Genomic DNA, 19,899 nt, shown 5'->3' on the forward strand with positions numbered 1-19,899 from the left:
TATTATTTATACGCTTTCGCGAAAGCGTGCTCTTCCTCATTTAAGGGGGCAAATTTACAATTAATTATGGGGAATTATAAAGTAGCTAACAACATGCTTTGGTTATCATTATAATACTCACTTTTGTATACTAACTGTAATGGGATTTCTTGTCGCTGCGCGCTGTCGAAATGACTATTTTCTTGCCTGTTGTTCTTGAGGTAATAGTAGTTCATAAATCATCTCGTTTACTGGTGTAGGCACACCAAGTCGTTTACCTTCCCTCATGATATAACCATTAAAGTTTTCTAGTTCGCTAGGTTTTCCAGCCATGATATCGCGTTGTGTTGAAGCTGTGGTCTCATGCGCTTGCTTGCTAATGGCTTCAAACATATTTTCAATGGTTTTCTCTGGAAGTACAATTCCTTTTGCTTTTGCCACGTCAAATACTTCTTGCGCGGTCTTGCGCATCAGTTCTTTTATATACGGTTGCTCTCTCATCACGCCTATAGGCACTCTTGTTAGTCCGCCTATGGCGCTTATGGTTGTTATAAAAAGAAACTTTTGCCAGATGGCTACTTGAATATTATCTGGCACAGCAGCATTAATTCCTGCATCTGTAAATACAGACACTATTTTTTCTAGGCGCTCTGTCTTACTATTATCCTGCTCTCCAAAGAGTATTGCAGGCGCTATATCTGGATTAGAAATCACTCCTGGCGCTTCAATAAAACTAATCATACGGCAAAGTCCTGCCAGCACCTGTGACTTAGGCACCACCATATTGAGAACCTCTACGTTACTTGCTCCATTTTGTAAAGGCAAATACAATGTATTTTCATCACAATATTGCAATATATCTTTTACAGCACCTTCTATCTGATACGACTTCACTCCAAAGATGACTAAATTTGGTGTTTCAATCTTACTAAGATCATCTGTTGCTAGATACGGAGTCGCTTTAAAATCTCCTGTTATGCTGTTTACCTCAATACCGTTTTCTTGTATGGCCTTAAGGTGTTCTCCTCTAGCAATCATGGTTACTTTATTTCCAGCAAGCGCGAGTTTCCCTCCAAAGAATCCTCCCACGCCACCGGATCCGTAAATTAAAATATGCATTGTTTTATAATTTTATAAGAACTAGAGAATGCTAGTCAGTTTAAAAGTACAGTAAGCGGATTTATTTTTTCTTTATAATATCTTAATTAAAAACTCTAGTATATCTTTGCAAAATCTCAAAGGGGTGCTTTTATACGAAGCTGAGATTATACCCATTGAACCTAGAACAGGTAATGCTGTTTAGGAATGAGGAACTTGTTTTTCCAGATAACGCTATACAAATTAGCTTTTCTAGTGTTACCATATTTCTCTTGAGAAGCACTACGGTGCACCCTCTTCAATATGTGCTCACGGCACAGGTATATAAATGCTAACTTATTAGAATATTTGCCCTTTGTATTCGTAACTAAACCATATACGGATGAAAAAGATCCTATTGAGTATGATTGCGCTTGCAGGAATTACAGCTAGTGCACAAGAGAAAACAGTGGTAGACACTACAAAAGTAGAGTCACTTGATGAAGTTTTAGTACGTTCTGTACGAGTAAAAGCCGACTCACCTATTACGCATTCCAACCTTACAAAAAAACAAATTGCAGAGCGCAACTTAGGACAAGACATTGCTACGCAGCTTAACTTTTTACCAGGCGTAGTGACTACCTCAGACGCTGGTGCTGGCATAGGTTACACTGGTTTCCGAGTACGTGGTACAGGTAACCAAGGGATTAACGTTACTATAAATGGAATTCCCTATAATGACTCAGAAAGTCTTACTACCTTTTTTGTAAATCTTCAAGATTTTACATCATCCGTAGAAAGTTTACAACTACAGCGTGGAGTAGGTTCTTCTACGAATGGACCTGGAGCTTTTGGAGCAAGTCTTAATATTCTTACAGATGCAATTTCTAATGAGGCATATGGTGAGATTTCTAACTCTTTCGGATCTTTTGGGACGCGACGTCATAATGTGAAATTTAGTACTGGATTACTCAATGACCATATTGAGATATCTGGTCGTTTATCACAAATTAAATCTGACGGTTATATCGACCGTGCATCGTCTGATCTTAAATCTTACTTTTTGCAAGCAGCCTATAAGGATGATAATACGCTTATCAAGCTTATCAACTTTGCAGGATCTGAGGTCACATACCAATCTTGGTTTGGGATAGATGCAGAGACGCTAGCCGAGGATAGAACCTTTAACCCAGCAGGACAGTTTACAGATGAGAATGGTGAGACACGCTTTCACGAGAATCAAGTAGATGATTACAAGCAAGATCATTACCAATTGCACTGGAACCAGCGTTATGACAATAACTGGAGCACACAGCTCAGTTTAAACTACACCTATGGTAGAGGCTTTTTTGAAGAATATAAAGAGGATGAAGATCTTGCTTTTTACAGTATTTCCCCTGTAGTTATAGGTAGTGAAACCATAGAAACATCAGATATTATAAGACGTCGCTGGCTAGATAACGACTTCTATGTGGCAAGTGCAACGGCAAATTACAAGGACAACATGGTTGACTTTGTAGGTGGTGCTTTGGGTAGCATTTATAGAGGAGACCATTTTGGCGAAGTGATATGGGCACGATTTGCTGGTGATTCTGAGCTAGGAGATAATTACTATTTTGGAACGGGAAGTAAGAATGAGTTTTCTGCTTTCGCGAAAGCGAACTTTAAATTAAATGATCAATGGCAATTTTATGCAGACATTCAAGGTCGATTTATCACTTATAAAACTGACGGAATCAATTCTGACCTTGATGAATTTTTGGTAGATGAAAACTATGAGTTCTTTAATCCAAAATTAGGTTTGAGCTATAAGATTAATGCAGAAAATCAGTTATATGCCTCTTATGCCCGTGCAAACCGTGAGCCCAACCGTGGAGATTTTGAAGACGGCAATCCACGCGCAGAAAAACTAGACGACTTTGAGCTAGGATGGAGATTAAATACAGAGACCGTCACCTTAAATGTGAATGGTTATTTTATGGATTATGACGGGCAGTTAGTCCCTACTGGTGAACTTGATAATGTAGGAGCGCCTATCCGAATTAATAGTAATAGCTATAGAGCAGGTATAGAAATAGATGCTGCTATAAAGCTAAGTTCTAAGTTTACTTTACAACCTAATATTGCATTAAGCACAAATAAGAATAGAGATTTTCTTTTTAATCTAGATGGTGCGATTACAAACCTAGGTAATACAAATATTTCATACTCGCCTAATCTCGTAGCTAGTAATATGCTTACCTATAAGCCTAATGCAGATTTTAGCATAGGTTTCTTATCGAAATTTGTAGGAGAGCAATATATGGGTAATATAGATAGCGAACTTTCTAAACTTGATTCTTATTTCTTAAATGATTTGAGTATTCAATACGAGATTAAGGAGGTTCCGGTATTTAAGTCTATTCTCCTCAATGGACTTGTGAATAATATCTTTAATAAGAAATATATCTCAAATGGATACTTCTTCACCTATAATGATGATTTCTCAGTGCCTAATGAGATTACTACCATTGAAGGAGCGGGCTATTATCCGCAGGCGGGAATTAACTTCTTAGTAGGAGCTACTCTTAAATTTTAAGGGATAAAAGGTCTTATTATTTAATTTTCGCTATATTTAAGTCGCTAAAAATAAACAATATGTAATCAGTTGGGGGACTGAACTACAAATTGTAAGTGAGAAGCCGCCTCTTTTGAGTCGGCTTCTTTTTTTACTTTTAGTTAAATACGGTGATGCTATTACCAGAAGAATTTACTCGGTAATTAAGCATTGTATATTCTAGCACTTCATTATTAGACTGCCCAGTAAAGAGATTGTAACTATTATCATCATCACACTGGCATTTTACATTGATACCATCTATAACCATAAGTGAGCAATCGTTAGGTGCATGGTTAGGATCTGATGCTTCCCATGCAACAATACTGCTACCTGTATTAATAACAAAAAGACCACGTATACCTCCGTTTTGAACATAGATAGGATTACTTGGAATTTCTAAATCTAGTACCTGTATAGCACTCAATTGTGTAGAAAAGCTCACATCTAGTAAGAAAGGATTACGCTGGTTTCCATCATCACTATTTGTACATGAAAGACAAATAGTAGTAAGAATAACAAAGGTCAATATCTGACGCATAGAAGGATTTTTTTTACGCTTTCGCGAAAGCGTGATTTCAACAATTTAGGCTCGCAAGGTACCATAAAACGGTAAAGGATTTAAAATATTTTGTATATTCGTGAGACACGTCCCGAAGAGGGACTTTTTTTATGTGTATGCATAAAATGACAACATTTTTAAACTAATTATACTTAAACCGGATCTATTATGAGTAAGGTAAATTATTATACAGCAGAGGGCTTAAAGAAGCTCAAGGACGAACTCAATCACCTACGTGATGTGGAGCGCCCTAAGGCGTCACAAGATATTGCAGATGCTCGTGACAAAGGAGATTTAAGTGAGAACGCCGAATATGATGCTGCAAAGGAAGCACAAGGTATGCTTGAAATGCGTATTGCAAAACTAGAAAACCTAGCCTCAAATGCACGTATCATTGACGAGTCACAACTAGATACATCTAAAGTACTTGTGCACTCTACGGTAAAAATTAAAAATCAAATTAATGGTGCAACCATGACCTACAAACTTGTAGCTCAAAATGAAGCCGATATTAAAAAGGGACTGATCTCTGTAGACTTACCTATAGGTAAAGGACTCCTAGGCAAGGAAGTAGGCGAAGTAGCTGAGATTCAAGTGCCAAGTGGCGTGATGAAATTTGACGTTGTTTCTATCTCAAGGGACTAAGTAGAACTCGAAATTGAAGTTGAAATTGAACTAGAATTTGAAAAATGAAGTTGGCTAAATAATTATAATATGAACGACAAACGTTTCGATTTGAGTGAGCGACTGGAAGATTTTGCTGCTGCGGTTATTATACTTTACAGTAAAAAACCATCTTCATTTGCTGCAGAATATCTCGCAAAACAATTGATAAGATCATCTTGCTCATCTGCTTTAAACTATGGAGAAGCCTTAGGGGCGGGAACTACTAACGATAAAGTTCATAAACTCAGAATTTGTTTAAAAGAACTAAGAGAAAGCATCCGCAATCTCAACATTCAAGTTAAAGCAAATATATTATCAGAAAACAATCTCGCATCGCTCAGGAATGAAAACGATCAACTCATAAGAATAATCGTCACCAGAATTAAAAATAGTAAATAAGGAGCTTGTTCGAGTTCAGTTTCAGTTTCAATTTCAATTTCAATTTCAATTTCAATTTCAAATTATGCCAAGCATTTTCACAAAGATTATAAATAGAGAAATCCCAGGACACATCGTTGCCGAAGATGATAAACACATCGCCATTCTAGATGTAAATCCTAATGCAAAAGGACATACGCTTTGTATCCCAAAAAAAGAGGTAAATAAAGTATTTGATCTTGAAGAACAAGAATATCTTGACCTCATGCTATTCTCTCGCAAGGTTGCAATTGCTCTAGAAAAAGCAGTGCCTTGTAAACGCGTAGGCGTTTCTGTAATAGGTCTTGAAGTTCCTCACGTGCATGTACACCTTGTACCGCTACAAACTATGGAAGATATCCAGTTTAAGAAAAAAGTGACGCTTAGCGATGGGGAGTTTAAAGAGCTTGTAGAGGCTATAAAAGAGGAGTTTTAGAAACATAAACACCTGCTATTCAATTAATAATATTTCTAACTTTCTAAACTATTTGTAAGATTTTTCTTTGTTGGTTCGTTTTTTTTTTAGGTTTGAAACTCATTAATCTAAAAACCGATATATTATGAAGAAAATTATCAGCTCATAATTTGTTGCACTACTTATAGTAGCTTCTACTAATCTAAACGCTAATATTGTTAGTGAGGAGTTTTTTGATGCAGATTGTTTTACTGTTGCATCTCAAACAGAACAAGATTTCCTTGATAATATGGCAAATCAACATGCAATACCCTCTGCTGAAATTTCTTTTCGTGTTTTCGCAGCTGCATTTGACGCCTGTTATGAAACTCAAAACTAATACTTGAGTCTTTACATTTTTCAAAACCAGATACTAACATTACTATTAATTCTGACAGTATCTGGTTTATTAAACATTGACAACTATGAAATCAAAGTGCCTTATAGGACTTCTATTCTTTTGTGTAACATACTTAACTGCCCAATCTGGCAAAGCTATCTATAGTAAAGAATTAACATCGCTCAACAACGATATATCAAATCTTAGCCTTAAACAAAAATCATATAGAAAACAGATTTTGAAGAATCTTCAAAATTGGAATTATCAATTAGATTTTAATAATAAAAAAGCTAGCTACGCAAAACAAGAATCCCTCCATATAAAAACTAATCCGGTAATAAATTCTATGACCTTGGGTTTTGCTAATTTTTCAGGTAGTATTTATTTCGACACCGCACAAGATATTGTATTAAACATTAAAGAATTTGATGGAGAAAAATATATTATAAAAAAAAATAAAATCAATTGGACACTGTCAAAAGATACTCTTCAAATTGACAATTACCTTTGTTATAAGGCCACAACTATTGAAAACATATCTTATTCAGGAAAGGAGCAACAAATAAAGATTATTGCATGGTATTCTCCTGAAATATCATTGTCATTTGGACCCGACGGTTATGGAGGATTGCCTGGAATCATTATGAAATTAGAAAAAAATGGCACTACAACCACACTAAAAGAAATCCTGTTTTCTAAAAAAAATACCGAAGCAATAATTAAACCATCTAATGGAAAAGTGGTTACTGAGGATGAATTTAACAAAATAACTTCTTTAGCTTATAATAACATAAAAAACAAGTAACACTTGACAAATAAAACACGTACACACCTGTACTTCAATCAATAATATTTCTAACTTCGTAAACCATTTGTAAGATTTTTCTTTGTTGGTTTGTTTTTTTTTTAGGTTTGAACTTATTGATCTAAAAACCAATATATAAAGTATTATTTGCCTTAACAATTTGTCTAGCACTAAGTAGTTTCACAACAACGAATCTGAATGAGAGTGTATCAAATGAACAGTTCCCAATAGAAGATCTAAGCTGCTTTGAAGGAGCTCATAGTCTTTTCACATATTATTATGGAGGTGTTAACATAAGTAATGTAGGTGCTTTTAATCGCTTAGTTGCCTACTGCGAAGCTCAACAACAGTAACCAACATCAGATATGAAAAAAAATGTAATATTTTTTATCTTAGTTATGTTTACAATGCCCATCTTTTCTCAAGATGGGTATAATGTTTCTTACTTTATCTCTAAGACGACACCTCATGGCTCTATTGACAACTTAAGCACGCAAGCAAAACAAATGTCACAAAAACTTTTAGATGCTGCAAAAAGCGTACGTTATACACTTACAATAAATGAGAAAAGCTCCTATTTTAGCGCAGATGATTTCTTTAGCATAGGAGAGAGTACAAGTCTTGACCAAATCTATTTTGATTTAGCTAAAAAAACTACCTCATTTAACAAGGAGATCTATAGTAACTATTCAAATAAGAAAATGACTTTTGTTAAAGACTTGGTTGATAAAGACTTTATTGTCAAAACAGATCTTATTGATTTTAAATGGAAATTAATTAATGAAGAGAAAACTATAGCAAACCTTAATGCCTATAAAGCAGTTGGAACCTATTTTGATCCAATTAAAAACAGGGAAGCCACAGTAATAGCATGGTATGTACCTTCAATTCCAATTGCTGGAGGGCCAGACATATTTATGGGTTTACCTGGTCTCATTGCCGAGGTTGAATTAAAAGGAGCTATAGTAACTGTTGAAAAATTAGAAGATATAAAAAACCTTGAGATAAATAAGATAGATGATTCTAAGGCTATGACGTCAAATGAGTATCACAATTTAATCAAGGATTTAACTGGTAAGTTTATAGACGGTAATTAAGATTTTACTTTGCTGCTTCTCATCTTATAGTACTATAAGCAAAATCTTCCTTTCTATATTTAGAAGGAAGATCTAATAAGTCATAGGTCAAAAGATAATAAGCAGCATATTTCTCAATAAGAGAAGGACTTCACAAGTACAAAAATGTGTAAGTAGCTGTACTTCAATCAATAAAATTTCTAACTTCGTAAACTATTTGTAAGATTTTTCCTTGTTGGTTTGTTTTTTTTTTAGGTTTGAAACTCATTAATCTAAAAACCAATATATTATGAAAAAATTGATTTTACCATTAGCTGTAATTTTTATTACTATGAGTTCATTTACTGCTGCAGATAACGGAGACTGTGACGGTCTTGCTGAATGGTCGTACTACTCAGCGCTATATTGGGGGTTCAGCGAAGAATTCGCTACAAATGCGTATGCTGATACTTTTGAAACATGCACCTATGAAAATGGAGGAACTAGTGCTTTTACTGCAAATGTTGAATAAATGAAATACAGACGTATATTAAATCTAATTTGCATAGGCTTCAACTTAGTTTGGAGCCTTAATCTTTCAAGTCAGCATACCATTATTAATTATAGAGGAACTGCAATATTTAAATCAGCTACTGATTCGGAGTATAGTAATAATATGACTTTACTTACCAAACGTATAAACAACAGCTTAAAAAACATTGATATTCAAGTAAAAACAAATGGTGTTTTAAATATCGTTTCTTATGTAGAAAAATTGGAAAATGATTTTAATGGAGGCACTCTAAAAAATCTAACGCTATCGATGGCTTTAAATGGAAAACAAATCTTCACAGATTATAGCCGGCAAACATCCTATTATGAGTCATTAAGTTATAATATGTTGAGAAGTGTTTCAACAAGTAATATAGAATGGGAGATTCTTGATGACGTTAAAAATATCCTTGGATATAAATGCTATAAAGCACTAGGTAATATAGTGTCTCTAGATGAAGAATATAGACTCGCAGTACCCACAATTGCCTGGTTCTGTCCCGAATTATCCTTGAAAGGTGGTCCAACCGCATATGCTACTTTGCCTGGACTTATATTAGAGCTAGAAAATAAGAAAATGAAATTCACCGCGATTAGTATAGAAGAAAATAAAAACACACTAAGAGAGGTAAACCTAAAAAATAAAAAAATAAAATCACACAAAGAATTTGTCGCCTATTTTAGTGCTAATAATCCTTTATCTCGCTTGAATAATAAAAAATAGTTTATCAGCATATTGCTCAATAAGAGAGAAGCTTTCAATGAATCAGCTAATTAGGATATATTAACAATCAATAAAATTAAAATCTAATTTGCTCAATCAAGTTTTAAAAAACTCCTCAGTTACGGTCCTACTTTTACTAGTGGGACTTTCTTCATTTGCTCAAACAGTTGTATTGAATGGTAAAACACTAGACACCTTGCAAAGTCCTTTACCTAATACAAACATCCTCTTCTTCCCTACTATTCAAAACGAAGATAAAGTACGTTTCTCCATTACAGATCAAGAGGGTTTTTATCAAGTTACTCTTAAGGAGAACATATCGTATATAATGGAGATAAGCTATCTGGGATTTAATACTTATAAAGACACTATAAAGCTATCACAAGATACCACGAGAAACATCACCCTTGAATCCTCTACCCAAAGCCTTGAAGAAATCATTCTCACAGAGCGCACACCCATTAAAATACGGGAAGACACCATCACGTACCGCCCAGAAAAATTCTTAACGGGTGAAGAACGTAAACTACGTGACGTGCTTAAAAAATTACCAGGGCTAGATGTAGACCGCGCGGGAAATGTTACTGTAAATGGGAAAGAAGTAACTAAACTTCTTGTAGACGGCAAAGAATTCTTTACGGGTGATGAAAAACTTGGTGTTAATAATATCCCGGCAGACGTAATAGATGAGATAGAAGCACTAGATAATTATAACGAAGTTTCCTTCTTAAAGGGGCTAAGTGATAGCGAGCAACTGGCTCTTAACATTAAACTCAAAGAAGGTAAGAAGAAATTTGCCTTTGGAGAACTAGAAGCGGGTGGAGGTATAGAAGACCGCTATCTCTTACACCCTACCTTATTTTATTATAGTCCAAAAACGAGTGTGAACGTCATAGGTGACATTAATAATATAGGTAAGAAGTCATTTACCACTCAAGATTATATAGATTTTGAGGGAGGCTTTTCTCGCCTAGCAGAAGATCCTAGTGCCTATTTTAAATTATATAATGATGAGTTTGCAAGATTCTTATCACAACGTGATTTTACATTTAATAGAAATAACTTTGGCGCGTTATCTATAAACCAGACCTTAACTCCTCAACTTGACCTTAGCGGTTACACCATCCTTTCTGGTGGTGACTTACAAACGCGTCAAGAAAATAGCATCACCTATCTGTCTGGACAAACCGTAGATGAACAGCGCACGACAACTCAAGAAAACAGCTTGTTTTTTAGTCTTACTAAAGCTTCTTTACGCTACATGGGAGAAGAAAACCTTGATATGAACTATGAAGTATTCTTAAAAACTAATAGTGGTGAGGGAAACTCTTCTTTGGATTCATTTACAGCTACAGAGAGCACCTTTTTAAATCAAAAAAACATTCCAAGCTCTTCAGATATTACGCAAAAATTAAGTGTCAATAAACAATTTACTCCCAAGCATACTACATCTATAAATCTAAGTCATAAATATGTAGATACTGATACTCGAGGAGATTGGAATTTTAATAGACCTATTTTTACAGGTATCATTCCTATAGAAAACACTGGTGATGCTATCCTGCTTGACCAAGTGCGCAAAAACAAGGGGCATGACCTCAACTTTAATGTAAAGCACTACTGGGTGTTACACCGTTTTCACCACATCTACCCAGAAGCTGGCATACGCTACATTGATCAGCAATATGATACTAGCGACTCTCAAGAGCTAGAAAATAATACTAATAACTTTACCGCTGCTGGATTTAATAATGACCTAGACTATCGCCTTTCTGACACCTATGCAGGGATGCAATACAAAGCAAAAGCAGGTAAATTTATATTTAAACCTGGTATCTTCTATCACTATTATGATTGGAAAATAAAGCAGCTAGACACCGAGCTTCGTCAAACTGGAAAAACTGTAGTACTTCCAGAGCTCAGCGTAGACTGGGAACTTAATAGCTCTCATAAAGTGAAGCTGCGCTACAATCTCAACTCACGTTTTGGAGAAGCAAGCCAGTTTGCAAATAGATTGAGGCTTAGCTCCTTTAATCAAGTATTTACAGGTAATGAGCGGCTAGAAAATGAGTTATATCATAGTGCCAGGATTACCTATAGTAAATTTAGTCTATTTAAGGGAACCTTCTTAAATGCTGGTTTTAATTATACAAACAGGCTACAATCCATTAGAAACAATACTGTGATAGAAGGTATAGATCAAATCAATACACTTGTCTATACTTCACTACCAGAAAATAGCTATCGCGGTAATTTTCAATACACAAAATTATTAGGAGATTATAAACTAAAAGTAGGAAGCACCGCATCCTTATCAGATTATTCGCGTGTGATAAACACGGTACTTCAAGATTTTGAATCGCAAAGCTATTCGTATTCTTTAGGTTTAGAAACCCGCTTTAAAAATGCACCAAACGTTGAATTCAATTGGAACCAGCGTTTTAATATATTTGAGTCTGCAACTACGAGCACAAACTTTACTCAGATCAATCCATCTGTACATCTAGAGTATCGATTTTTTAAGGACTTTGTGATTGATGCAGATTATAACTTTACATACTACGAAAATAAATCACTTAGTCAGATTAATAGGTTCTCATTAGGGAATACCTCTCTGCTATATGCTCAAGAAGACAGCCCCTGGACGTTTACTATCGATGTAGATAATATATTTGATACTCGTTTTAAAAACGAAAATAGCTTTAATCAATTTCTCATAAGTGACACTCGTACATTTATACAAGAACGTACGGTACTGTTTAAAATAGCTTATGGATTTTAAATTTACAAACTACTAACCAACTCAAAAACCACAATAGCGATAACTGCTACAGCTATTGCCCCTATCACATAGGTTTGTGACTTTACTTTAAAGAAGATTTCCTTTTCGGCGCGTTTTAGGTTGTACTCATAGAGACGCTCAATATCTTCGGTCCATTTTACGGGATAAATAGGGAACTCACAGTGCTTGCAGTATATCTCTTCACGTACAACATCTGTCGCTTTTTTTACCCAGAAAGTGTCTTTCCACTCTTGTTTGAAACTTAATTCAAGTCCACTATTACTGTAGCATTCTGGGCAGTTACATTGTAAAATAGTCGTTTGTATAGTCTTTAATTCGGTTGTCATAAAAGAAGTACGATGTATTTGGCTAGTTAGATCTTTCCATGATTCCAGAAAGCGCCAAATTTTGCAGCAAGATTACGGTTTTTGCATCTCTTATCTCTCCATTTTTTAATGCTTTTAACGCTTTCGCGAAAGCGTACTCAACCACAGTGATATCTTCATGTTCTGTTGCCAAACCACCACCATTACTTACTTTTTGTTGCTCCTCGTATGATGCAAGAAACATATGAATGCGCTCTGTGCTTGCGCCAGGAGTCATAAAAAAGTCACCCACCTTAGTAAGGCTATCAATACAATATCCCATCTCTTCTTCTATCTCCCTAATGATCGTTTGCTCTGGAGTCTCATCTTCTATCATGCCTGCGCATACTTCAGTGAGAAAACCATCGTGTTTATTAAGATATGCTGGCAGTCTAAATTGTTTTATGAGCAATACCGTTTGCCTTTCCACATTATAAAGCAGCGCACAAGCCCCATCACCACGATCATAAACTTCGCGGCGCACCTGATCCCAGGAGCCATCTTCATTCTGATAATCAAAATGGACTTTTTTAAGCGTTGCCCACTGGTCACTTATGACCTCTTCCTTTATATTTTTTATACGTGTATTCATTCGGCTAGTCGTAGGGAGATTTGCATAGTGGTTCCTTTATTTACTTCAGATTCTAATACTTTAATGCGTCCGTCATGATACTCCTCAACAATACGCCTCGCGAGGGAAAGACCAAGACCCCAACCACGCTTTTTTGTAGTAAAGCCTGGTTCAAAGACACTATTAAACTTAGATTTTGGGATTCCTTTACCTGTGTCTGTAATTAGTATTTTGGCAAATCTCGTGTCACGTGATATAGCAATGGTCAATGCTCCCTTACCTTTCATGGCATCAATCGCATTTTTAATGAGGTTCTCAAAAGTCCATCCATAAAGCTCTTTATTGAGCATTACAGGCAACTCCCCTTGAGGAACGTCTAAAGTAAAGTTTATGAGTTTTGAACTTCTCTTACTTAGATAATCATAAGCCTCTTGTGTCTCTGCTATAATATCTACTTCTTCTAGATCTGGGACAGAGCCTATCTTACTAAAACGATTTGTAATCGTCTCTAGCCTATTGATATCCTTTGTCATCTCTGCAATATAATCCGGATCTACATTTTCTGTTTTGAGAATTTCTGTCCAGCCTACAAGGGATGAAAGTGGTGTACCTATCTGGTGCGCAGTTTCCTTTGCCATACCTGCCCAAAGCAGATTTTGAGCTCCTGCTTTTGAGGTTAAATAATAGAAGTAAATCAATGCCACAAAGAGAATGACAATCACAATAAGCGCAATAGGAAAATACTTAAGCTGATTAATAACAGATGAGTTCCCGTAGTACAAAATCTGGCTATCTACTCCGTCATAACCTATCACAATAGGCTCGTTTATGAGTGCATACTCCTCTGCAAGTCGCTTAAAGTCTTCTTGAGTGAGCTTATCTTCTCTCTTAATATTTCTGGGTGTATAGTGATTTTCTTCTATGCTGTATAAAAGTATAGGGATCGTTCTATTATCTCCTATTATAAATTGCTGTAAGGATATAAGCTCGTCAGAAAGAATGCGGGTGTCCCTATTTCTAGTTTCTAGGTTTACATCACTCGTATTTGCAAATGCCCTATAGGCAGCGGCATAGATCTCTACCTTAGAACGCTCTGCATCCTTGAGCTGATCAAAAAACAGCGACACATTCCACAAGATGAGTGTGGTAATGATAAGCGAAGCGATGATAATAAACCATCTCGCAATGTGCGGCTGGGCGCTAAAGTTCATAAAGTATTCTTTGTGTTAAAGATACGGGAGAAATTAAAAACGCCGGACCTCCTTATTAATTGCTTCTTGCAATAACAACTCTTAATTTCGACCTGTTTCATCTGGATATAATGATGGAAGTGCATCACTTTGCCAAAACTCCTTCGTGTCCACATCCATTACTGTAAGTGACCCTTTAAAAGCTGCTCCAGTGTCAAGATTCCAGATGTTTGCTTTATTTACAGGAACCAAGGAATTAATACGCGTAGTGGGTGTGTGACCTATATAAATCTCTTCAAATAATTGTAACCGTTTAGGATATAATGGGTCTTCCTTTTTGAGATCCTCTCTCATGGCACAAGCCATCTCCCAGAGTGTACGATCCCAATAAAATGCGGTACTATGCCACTCGTACTCTGGACCGTTTAAATTTTGAAAACCCGCATGACAGAAAAAGCGATTTTTATCATCTAAATAGTAATCCTCAAAAGTCTTATAAAATTTTATATGCTCTTTAATTTCTTGAGCAGATCTCTTCTCATAGCAATCTATTGTACTTTGCCCGCCATGCTGTAACCACTTAGGAGACATCGTTTTTCCTTCTAGCCATTGCTGTACAAGGTCGTCATGGTTGCCACGTATCAAAGTGACTTTTTTGTGTTCTTTTTTAAGGCGCATTAACTCATCTATCACTGCATCACTCTCACTCCAGCCGTCTACATAATCTCCTAAAAAAATGAGATGGTCATCTTGTGTGACATTTGCTCTCTCCAAAACCTGCACTAATGCTCTGTAACCTCCATGTATATCTCCGAAAACTAATGTTCTCATACTTCTTTTCTTTCTTTTTTTATTCATAACGTACTTTTCTTAAAATACGCATTGCCTCCTTATATCTGCCGTAGACAGCGCCGTCTAACGCTTTCAAATAAGGTTTTAAATCTACCAACTTCTGTATGGCGGTTTCAAAACCATTTAAATAACAAATTAAATAGGTATTAGCTAGATTATATAAATCATTCCACTCCTCTTGATTAAGGTGTATTCCCCTTTTCAGCTTATAAAAAATAACATTGTTGTTATTAAAAATATGATACAACGTCTTTTTATCAAATACTGGTGGTTCAAAAACTAGCTTAGTGTCAATGGTATAAGTACCGCTTTCGCGAAAGCGTATCACCACCTCCTCAAGTGGGTAATATTTAAACTGTTCTTGTACTCCCAAGTGTACAAACTCTTGAATTTTGAAGAAATCCTCATCATAAGTAATCGTTACCTCATCTAGTGCAGAGTAAAATAGCTTTACCTGCTCGTTAATGAGTTCTATATCCACCCGCGAGTAATATGCCTGACCTTTAACCACTTTTTTATTTCCAGCCCAGCACAACACAAACTGCTCTTTAAACACTTTATAAGTGCTCTCCATGTCTTTGTGACGGTGGTTTACAAAATCCATTACACCATCTAGCGTAAGACCTATGCTATTTTTTGCGTGATTTTCTATTGCTGCAACAATCTCACTATTTACATCTACAATATCCGACTTAAACGTTTTAGGCATAGACATACTCCCATCTCTAAAAAAGACCGTGCCGCCCCAGTATTTCCATATATTACGCCGTAATGCGGTAAGCTTATCTTGTGCTCGTATGGTAACAAGTCCCACTACTTTATCCTGCGGCAACGTAGGAAAAGGTATATTCTCATAAGATATTATAGGAGGATTATCTAGGTATGCATTTATGAGATTCTGCAATTTGCTGTCATCAAAAAATGGCACACCTATAATGGCATTTTCGCCGTCATCTACTCCTATTACTATGAAAGAATTGTTCTTTGGGTTACTGTTGGAAAGCGCACAAATGTGCTTTAAAAATTTTGCTTTCCCTTCTTTGTTACTGATGTCAATCTTACGCTTTTTGTCATAAAAACTGTTCTCGTCATGATGAGCGAGTAAGTTCTTTACGAGAAGGCGTTTATTGATCATCGCTTTAGTTAATTAACCGCTTTGCCGTTAGCTTTTATTTACAATTGTACTAGATGCTTGTGCTGTACTAAGCACCACGAGATCGGCAATATTTACATAATAAGGTCTTGATACTACAAAGTGAATAATATCTGCAATATCTTCTGGCTGTAGGCAATCAAAACCTTGATACACCTTATCTGCTCGCTCGTTATCATTTTTAAAGCGAACTTTACTAAAGTCAGTTTCTACCATTCCAGGATGTACTGCTCCTACTCTAATGTTATGTTTGTTTAAATCAATGCGCATCCCTTGGTTAATTGCATCTACGGCATGCTTACTTGCACAGTATACATTTCCGTTAGGATACACTTCTTTGGCAGCGGTAGATCCTATGTTGATTATATGTCCGCTTTTACGTTCGGTCATTTGTGGGATGACAGCTTTACTCACATAAAGCAATCCTTTTACGTTAATGTCAAGCATGGCGTCCCAATCCTCTACAGAACCTGTTTGAATAGGATCGAGTCCGTGAGCATTACCTGCATTATTAATTAGTATGTCTATTTGCTTAAAATTTTCAGGCAGGTTTAAAATTGCTTTTTGTACGTCCTCATTATTTCTCACATCAAAATTGAGTGTCTGTACTTGAACAAGTTTACCTAGTTCATTTTTGAGCGTATCTAGTTCTTCTTGACGTCGCCCACATAGAATAAGATTTATAGATTCATTTGCAAAGCGTATTGCTGTGGCTCTACCTATCCCGCTGGTTGCGCCTGTTATAAGTGCTGTTTTCATTTCTTTTGAGAATTTTTTTATTTATAATCTACGCCACCTCTTCTCCTGTGCTGGCCTCCAGTAGCTCAAACCAATCTTTTCTTTCAAGATTAATCGCTACTGCTTCGACAGCATTTGTGATACGATCTTTACTTGTAGTTCCTATAACTGGATGAATATTTGCTGGATGTTTAAGTAACCACGCTAGTAGTAGTTGGTCTTCGGTTGCGTTATACTTATCACCCAGTTCTTTCAATTTATTCTTGATACGTACATTTTGGGGTGTGTCTTCTCTGAAAACAGACCCCAGCGGACTCCAACTCATAGGAGTTATATTGTGAGTCATCATATAATCTAGCGTTCCATCTGTAAGTGAAGAACGCTCGGTAATAGAAATCTCAACTTGATTTGCGGTTACCTCACATTTTGTAGCCAATAAATCAATAGTACGCGGTGTAAAATTAGATACCCCAAAATCTCTAATCTTCCCTTGCTGCTGCAATAGGCTCACGGCCTCTTGCACTTCGTCTGGATCTAGAAGTGGGCTTGGCCTGTGCAATAAGAATAAATCTAGATATTCAGTACGCAGCTCTTTCAGTGACCTTTCGGCACTTGAGATAATGTATTCTTTGTCATATTGATAATGTTTGATGGTATTTTCTGCTCGTGCATCGCCTTTCATCTGGATACCGCATTTGCTTATGATTTGTATGGTGTCTCTGGAGATATTCGCTTTCGCGAAAGCGTTACCCCATTCTCCCTCTGTCGTGTAATCACCATAGATATCTGCGTGATCAAAAGTGGTAATGCCTTTCTCTAAACAATGGTTCATAGTCTCAATCATTTGCTGCTGATTGAATTGCTTACCCCACACGCCCCACGTCATGCAACCTTGAATAATTCTTGAAAATTTCATTATCGTTTTTTAATTTGCGTTCAGAATAAAATTACTGCTTCTAAAACTAGCTAAATGTGTGCGAAGCCCTTTATTTTCCTTTATTTTTAACCAAATGTTAACAAGCTTTATTGGAATAAAATGTGATTTTGCGACGTTAGAAGTATCTGCTTAATAGAATTTGAAATTATGGAAGAAAATACTACTGCTATTGATATACAGGCTATCAATGAGAAGATAGAAAGAGAGAGTGCCTTTGTAGACATTCTCGCAATGGAAATGAACAAGGTAATCGTAGGTCAAAAACACATGATCGAGCGTTTACTTATAGGTCTTTTAGGTCGTGGTCATATTCTCTTAGAAGGAGTTCCAGGACTTGCAAAAACGCTAGCGATTAATACGCTTGCACAAGCCGTAGACGGGTCTTTCTCTCGCATACAGTTTACTCCAGATTTACTTCCAGCAGATGTAGTGGGAACACTTATCTATAATATGAAGCTTGCAGATTTTAGCATCAAGAAAGGTCCTATTTTTGCAAACTTTGTGCTTGCAGATGAGATTAACCGTGCCCCTGCCAAAGTGCAATCTGCTCTCCTAGAGGCGATGCAAGAAAAGCAAGTAACCATAGGTGATGAAACCTTTGTTCTTGACAAGCCATTTTTAGTAATGGCAACTCAAAACCCTGTAGAGCAAGAAGGTACATACCCACTTCCAGAAGCACAAATAGACCGTTTTATGCTTAAAACGGTAATTGATTATCCTACAATAGCAGACGAGCAACTTATAGTGCGTCAAAACTTAAAAGGGTCTTACGAGAAAGTAAAACCTGTAGTTACAGTAGCACAAATTTTACGTGCACAAGAAGCTGTAAAAGAAGTATACATGGATGAAAAAATTGAGAAGTACATTCTTGATATCATCTTTGCAACTCGCTACCCAGAAAATTACGGACTAGCAGATCTTAAACCTCTTATTAATTTTGGAGCATCTCCTCGTGGTAGTATTAACCTTGCCACTGCTGCAAAGTGTTATGCTTTCATTAAGCGTAGAGGATATGTAATTCCAGAAGATGTAAGAGCCGTAGTACATGATATCTTACGCCACCGTATAGGAATCACCTACGAGGCAGAAGCAGAAAACATCACCTCTGTAGATATTATCAACAAGATTGTAAATCAGATTGAAGTACCATAGTCTTTAGATTAAAAGACCATTTGTAACCCTCATATTATTACATAAAAGGCAATAAGAACCATTGGATACTAAGGAACTCTTAAAGAAAGTACGCAAGATTGAGATAAAGACACGTAGACTGTCTGATCATATCTTTGGTGGTGAGTACCACTCTACGTTTAAAGGACGTGGCATGACTTTTTCTGAGGTGCGCCAGTATCAATTTGGCGATGATGTGCGTAACATCGATTGGAACGTAACTGCTCGCTATAGCGAACCATACATTAAAGTATTTGAAGAGGAGCGCGAGCTCACCATGATGCTAGTGGCAGATGTGTCTGGATCAGAGTTTTTTGGTACAGATAAGCAATTTAAAAGCGAGATTGTGACAGAAATTGCTGCGACGCTAGCCTTTAGCGCCATGCAGAATAACGATAAAATAGGTCTCATCCTTTTTACAGATGAGATAGAATTATTTATACCTCCTAAAAAAGGAAAGTCCCACGTACTCCGCATCATACGAGAACTACTAGAGTTTAAGCCAAAATCTAAGAAAACAGACCTTTCTCAAGCTATTAAGTACTTGAGTAATGTAATGAAGAAGAAAGCAATTGTTTTTGTGCTTTCAGACTTTATTACAGATGGTTACGAGCAAACGATGAAAATCGCTGCAAATAAACATGATATCACAGGTATACGCATTTACGATCAGCGTGAAGAAAGCATACCGAGTTTAGGTATTGTACAGATTGAAGATGAGGAAACTGGTGAACTCATGCTTGTAAATACAAGTTCAAAAAAAGTACGCAATGATTACACTACTTATTACCGTGAGCGTGTAGATTATTTTAAAGAAACCTTTAAACGTAGTGGTGCAGGAGTGATAGACGTAAGGACAGATGAGAGCTATGTAAAGAAGTTACTAGGCTATTTCAAGAGAAGAGGATAAGGTT

The 19,899-nt window shown here is 36.3% G+C and carries 20 protein-coding genes and 1 riboswitch; of the genes, 11 read left to right on the forward strand and 9 right to left on the reverse strand.

Translation table 11 applies throughout. The annotated features are described in order from the left end of the window. Positions 1–174: 174 nt before the first annotated feature. Complete coding sequence (locus SJY23_RS04105) at positions 175–1,098, reverse strand: ketopantoate reductase family protein (protein ID WP_396597550.1); 924 nt, start codon at positions 1,096–1,098, stop codon at positions 175–177. A gap of 110 nt (positions 1,099–1,208) precedes the next feature. Further along, a riboswitch (TPP riboswitch) is annotated at positions 1,209–1,301 on the forward strand. A 158-nt stretch (positions 1,302–1,459) separates the two neighbouring features. Between SJY23_RS04105 and SJY23_RS04110 the strand changes: the two genes are divergently transcribed. Further along, a complete protein-coding gene (locus tag SJY23_RS04110) occupies positions 1,460–3,634 on the forward strand; it encodes a TonB-dependent receptor (RefSeq protein WP_035335376.1) in 2,175 nt (724 codons plus the stop codon). A 136-nt stretch (positions 3,635–3,770) separates the two neighbouring features. Here SJY23_RS04110 and SJY23_RS04115 read toward each other — a convergent pair whose 3' ends face one another. Beyond that, positions 3,771–4,193: a hypothetical protein gene (locus SJY23_RS04115; RefSeq protein ID WP_396597551.1), complete on the reverse strand. Its 423-nt coding sequence runs from the start codon at positions 4,191–4,193 to the stop codon at positions 3,771–3,773. Positions 4,194–4,382: 189 nt separating this feature from the next. Between SJY23_RS04115 and greA the strand changes: the two genes are divergently transcribed. From greA to SJY23_RS04155, 8 genes are all read left to right on the forward strand, one after another. After that, positions 4,383–4,859 (forward strand): transcription elongation factor GreA, encoded by a 477-nt coding sequence (greA, locus tag SJY23_RS04120; RefSeq protein WP_396597552.1) that lies wholly within the window; start codon positions 4,383–4,385, stop codon positions 4,857–4,859. Between the two features lie 69 nt (positions 4,860–4,928). Continuing rightward, positions 4,929–5,279, forward strand: a complete 351-nt coding sequence (locus SJY23_RS04125) for a four helix bundle protein (RefSeq protein ID WP_396597553.1) — start codon at positions 4,929–4,931, stop codon at positions 5,277–5,279. Between the two features lie 64 nt (positions 5,280–5,343). Continuing rightward, on the forward strand, positions 5,344–5,733 hold the full coding sequence (locus SJY23_RS04130; RefSeq protein ID WP_396597554.1) for an HIT family protein: 390 nt from the start codon (positions 5,344–5,346) through the stop codon (positions 5,731–5,733). A gap of 443 nt (positions 5,734–6,176) precedes the next feature. Continuing rightward, positions 6,177–6,896, forward strand: a complete 720-nt coding sequence (locus SJY23_RS04135) for a GLPGLI family protein (RefSeq protein ID WP_396597555.1) — start codon at positions 6,177–6,179, stop codon at positions 6,894–6,896. A 365-nt stretch (positions 6,897–7,261) separates the two neighbouring features. After that, a complete protein-coding gene (locus SJY23_RS04140) occupies positions 7,262–7,993 on the forward strand; it encodes a GLPGLI family protein (RefSeq protein WP_396597556.1) in 732 nt (243 codons plus the stop codon). Between the two features lie 310 nt (positions 7,994–8,303). Continuing rightward, a complete protein-coding gene (locus tag SJY23_RS04145) occupies positions 8,304–8,483 on the forward strand; it encodes a hypothetical protein (protein ID WP_396597557.1) in 180 nt (59 codons plus the stop codon). Beyond that, a complete protein-coding gene (locus SJY23_RS04150; RefSeq protein WP_396597558.1) occupies positions 8,484–9,227 on the forward strand; it encodes a GLPGLI family protein in 744 nt (247 codons plus the stop codon). A gap of 88 nt (positions 9,228–9,315) precedes the next feature. Next, positions 9,316–12,009 (forward strand): outer membrane beta-barrel protein, encoded by a 2,694-nt coding sequence (locus SJY23_RS04155; protein ID WP_396597559.1) that lies wholly within the window; start codon positions 9,316–9,318, stop codon positions 12,007–12,009. 2 nt (positions 12,010–12,011) lie between these two features. Here the strand turns inward: SJY23_RS04155 and SJY23_RS04160 are convergent, their stop codons facing one another. From SJY23_RS04160 to SJY23_RS04190, 7 genes are all read right to left on the reverse strand, one after another. After that, positions 12,012–12,356: a hypothetical protein gene (locus tag SJY23_RS04160; protein WP_396597560.1), complete on the reverse strand. Its 345-nt coding sequence runs from the start codon at positions 12,354–12,356 to the stop codon at positions 12,012–12,014. A 22-nt stretch (positions 12,357–12,378) separates the two neighbouring features. Then, the gene (locus tag SJY23_RS04165; protein ID WP_396597561.1) at positions 12,379–12,966 is read right to left on the reverse strand and encodes an NUDIX domain-containing protein; all 588 of its coding nucleotides are present in this window, start codon (positions 12,964–12,966) and stop codon (positions 12,379–12,381) included. Further along, positions 12,963–14,156, reverse strand: coding sequence for a HAMP domain-containing sensor histidine kinase (locus SJY23_RS04170; protein ID WP_035335340.1), 1,194 nt, complete (start codon positions 14,154–14,156; stop codon positions 12,963–12,965). The genes SJY23_RS04165 and SJY23_RS04170 overlap by 4 nt, the downstream gene beginning before the upstream one ends. An 81-nt stretch (positions 14,157–14,237) precedes the next feature. Further along, the gene (locus SJY23_RS04175; protein ID WP_396597562.1) at positions 14,238–14,966 is read right to left on the reverse strand and encodes a metallophosphoesterase family protein; all 729 of its coding nucleotides are present in this window, start codon (positions 14,964–14,966) and stop codon (positions 14,238–14,240) included. 19 nt (positions 14,967–14,985) lie between these two features. Next, the gene (locus SJY23_RS04180) at positions 14,986–16,122 is read right to left on the reverse strand and encodes an ATP-binding protein (RefSeq protein WP_396597563.1); all 1,137 of its coding nucleotides are present in this window, start codon (positions 16,120–16,122) and stop codon (positions 14,986–14,988) included. 27 nt (positions 16,123–16,149) lie between these two features. Beyond that, positions 16,150–16,899: an SDR family NAD(P)-dependent oxidoreductase gene (locus tag SJY23_RS04185; protein ID WP_396597564.1), complete on the reverse strand. Its 750-nt coding sequence runs from the start codon at positions 16,897–16,899 to the stop codon at positions 16,150–16,152. A 28-nt stretch (positions 16,900–16,927) separates the two neighbouring features. Further along, entirely contained in the window at positions 16,928–17,794 is an 867-nt protein-coding gene (locus tag SJY23_RS04190; protein ID WP_396597565.1) for an aldo/keto reductase family oxidoreductase, read from the reverse strand. A 168-nt stretch (positions 17,795–17,962) separates the two neighbouring features. On the opposite strand from SJY23_RS04190, the gene SJY23_RS04195 reads away from it, so the two are divergent. Together SJY23_RS04195 and SJY23_RS04200 are read left to right on the forward strand one after the other, a co-directional pair. Next, a complete protein-coding gene (locus tag SJY23_RS04195; RefSeq protein ID WP_035335332.1) occupies positions 17,963–18,967 on the forward strand; it encodes a MoxR family ATPase in 1,005 nt (334 codons plus the stop codon). A gap of 61 nt (positions 18,968–19,028) precedes the next feature. Beyond that, a complete protein-coding gene (locus tag SJY23_RS04200) occupies positions 19,029–19,895 on the forward strand; it encodes a DUF58 domain-containing protein (RefSeq protein WP_396597566.1) in 867 nt (288 codons plus the stop codon). Positions 19,896–19,899: the final 4 nt, after the last annotated feature.

It is taken from the genome of Dokdonia sp. R86516 (genome assembly GCF_044596715.1).
GTDB lineage: Bacteria > Bacteroidota > Bacteroidia > Flavobacteriales > Flavobacteriaceae > Dokdonia.